Origin of the sequence: uncultured Alloprevotella sp., from assembly GCF_963536905.1 — a bacterium.
Classification (GTDB): Bacteria; Bacteroidota; Bacteroidia; order Bacteroidales; family Bacteroidaceae; genus Alloprevotella.
This window is the reverse complement of the sequence record NZ_CAUTBW010000086.1, coordinates 1-2,563: the sequence shown is the minus strand read 5'-3', so window position 1 is coordinate 2,563 and position 2,563 is coordinate 1. Positions and strand designations below refer to the sequence as shown.

Here is a 2,563-nt window from a genome sequence, read left to right as displayed (position 1 = left end):
AAGTAATAAAAAACAACAAGAATATGGAACTTACACAAGGACAAATTTCGGAAATTATTTCGAATTACACAAGTAGCAGTGAAGGTTTTGTCACGCTTCAATCGTTGATTATGAATTCTTTGATGGCCCACGAGCGCGACTTATTCGTCAAAGCGAATAAGAATGAGCAATGCAATGGCTTTCGTCCTCGTCGTTGGTATTGTAAGGGCTATACGTTTGTCTTGCGCATACCACGTAGCCGTAGCGGCAATTTCTATCCCGTACTTTTAGGGATTATTCGTAGCGAATGTGAAGAGCGTGCCGCCTTAGTTTATCAACTTTATACCAAGGGACTCACCACCGAGCAGATTAGTGAGGTGATAGAGACGGTTTATGGTCGGGCTTATAGCAAACAGCAAATCTCTTACTTGGCCAATAGTTGTCGGGAAGATGTTGAAGCATGGCTCAATCGTCGACTCTCAGCCCACTATCTGGCGATCTATATTGATGCCACCTTTATCGCAACCCGGAGGGATCAGCAAGTATCCAAGGAAGCCTACTATACCATACTGGGTGTGTTGGAGGATGGAAGTCGGGAGGTGCTTACCATTGTGAATTATCCAACTGAAGGTGCATTATGCTGGCAAGAAGTGCTTAACAGTTTGAAAGAGCGCGGGGTTGAACAGATTGATTTAGTGGTTTCTGATGCCCTTCAAGGCATTGAAAACGCCGTATGTTCGGCTTTTCCGCAAGCAGCTCATCAATTTTGTGTTGCCCATGTCAAACGGCAGATATTAAACAGCGTCTCGCATAAAGACAAACCCATAGTTAATCAAGAACTCAATGAAGTATTCACCTTGGAGAACAAAGAGCGCAAATCTTTGCAAGGTTACGAGCATTTTATTACTTTTGTAAACCAATGGGAAAAGAGATACCCCGTGTTACGCAAATATAAAGCCCAGCGTAATATTGCTTATTTCACCTATATGGACTTCCCTATAGAAGTACAGAGATGCATTTATACGACGAATTGGATTGAGCGGCTCAACAGAAAGTATAAAAGAACCATTAAGATGAGAGCTGCAATGCTATCAAGTCAATCGGTTTTATTTCTATTGGCATCTGTTGCAATGGAAGAAACACAGACTACATATCGAAGGAAAGTCTATCAATGGAGATGCTGGAAAGAGAGTAAATAATTTTGAACAAAATGGAAGATATGGAAAATTATGGTTACACACTTTTTAGGACAATACCTATAGCGTGGAGAGTTATGCACCACTCTGCCCCTTGCTCATTATCATCGCCCTTTCCTTTCATCTTGACAGCATAGAAGCCAGTATGTTTAGAAAATATCTCTGCCAAAGGCTGCAATCTCCTGCGCCAACATTCATTCCTATTATTGTTGATACAAGTGGCGTACAGGGTTGCTGAGTGGCAGTTATATATACTACTGATTATATCCTTTTTTCTTTCACTGTTATATCTTACTACATAACTACATTAAAGGTAAAGCAGTGAAAGATAAAGGATTAATGAGTAGTTGGGCTATTATCAAAATTATACTACATAGTAACTACATTTAACCTCCTACTTTCACCGCTTAGGTATTCTTATTATAATAAGAGAGAGAACGTTTAAGGGTATTATATGCTGCCTGTTATCCTATGGATTATCCTTTGCAGTACGCTTTCTTGGCTAACAAGAATAGACGCACTGCCAATCATTCCTTTGATGAGTGGATATTTACAGCTTGCTATCTTCACTTGTGCAGTGAACATACTGCCCTCATTTGTTTGATGAGGAGTATGTGATGTGGTTACTATTGTGCTACCAGCTACTCCGTAGTTTTCGGCATTGTAACCCTCAAACTCTATATTGGCTGTCATTCCGTTTTCTATCGTATTGACATACCTGTAAGGAATGATTAGTGTGCCTTGACGGGTATTTGTCATTTGTACCTTTGCACTGATGGTTTCTGGATAGGGGATAAAGTATGCACCTGCCAATAATCCTAAAATCACGATAGTAATAATTGTGATACCATAACGCACGATGCCTGAAGGAATTTCGCCAATGATATGTCTTACCTTCTCGCTGCGGAGTTCTATTTTGCTGTCTGCCATAGTGTTTCTCTATTATTAGTTGCCCAATTCTAACTGATTTTTCACGAGGTTATAGTATGCACCACGCTTTGCCGTGAGTGATTCGTGATTGCCAATTTCCACCACTTTGCCTTTATCCAGTACCACTATCTGGTCGGCATTCTTTACTGTACTTAGTCGGTGCGCTACGATAACCACAGTCTTGCCCTTGTAGAACTCATCAAGATGTTCTACAATCATACGTTCGTTGTTGGCATCGAGCGAGTTGGTGGCTTCGTCAAGGAAGATATAATCTGGATTCTTATATACGGCTCTTGCTATTAGGATACGCTGTTTCTGTCCTTGACTCAAGCCCACACCATCGCGCCCAATCTTGGTATTATACTTTAACGGTAGCCCCAGTACATAATCGTGAATACAGGCAATCTCGGCAGCTTTCTGCAATCGCTCCTTATCAATTTCCCCATCATCCACGGCAA

Annotated in this window: 3 protein-coding genes; 1 reads left to right on the top strand and 2 read right to left on the bottom strand. The window is 41.1% G+C overall.

What is annotated here, in order from left to right:
• Positions 1-23: 23 nt before the first annotated feature.
• The gene (locus ABLA33_RS10015; protein WP_347720191.1) at positions 24-1,178 is read left to right on the top strand and encodes an IS256 family transposase; all 1,155 of its coding nucleotides are present in this window, start codon (positions 24-26) and stop codon (positions 1,176-1,178) included.
• A gap of 447 nt (positions 1,179-1,625) precedes the next feature.
• On the opposite strand, the gene ABLA33_RS10010 is transcribed toward ABLA33_RS10015, so the two are convergent.
• Together ABLA33_RS10010 and ABLA33_RS10005 are read right to left on the bottom strand one after the other, a co-directional pair.
• The gene (locus tag ABLA33_RS10010) at positions 1,626-2,105 is read right to left on the bottom strand and encodes an HlyD family secretion protein (protein WP_219426684.1); all 480 of its coding nucleotides are present in this window, start codon (positions 2,103-2,105) and stop codon (positions 1,626-1,628) included.
• A gap of 15 nt (positions 2,106-2,120) precedes the next feature.
• Positions 2,121-2,563: ATP-binding cassette domain-containing protein (locus ABLA33_RS10005; protein ID WP_347720190.1), on the bottom strand; the 443-nt coding region annotated here is incomplete at its 5' end.

Bases quoted from the DNA above. Each gene is read 5' to 3' on its own strand.
- ABLA33_RS10015 (WP_347720191.1), top strand. From the start codon at position 24: ATGGAACTTACACAAGGACAAATTTCGGAAATTATTTCGAATTACACA.
- ABLA33_RS10010 (WP_219426684.1), bottom strand. From the start codon at position 2,105: ATGGCAGACAGCAAAATAGAACTCCGCAGCGAGAAGGTAAGACATATC.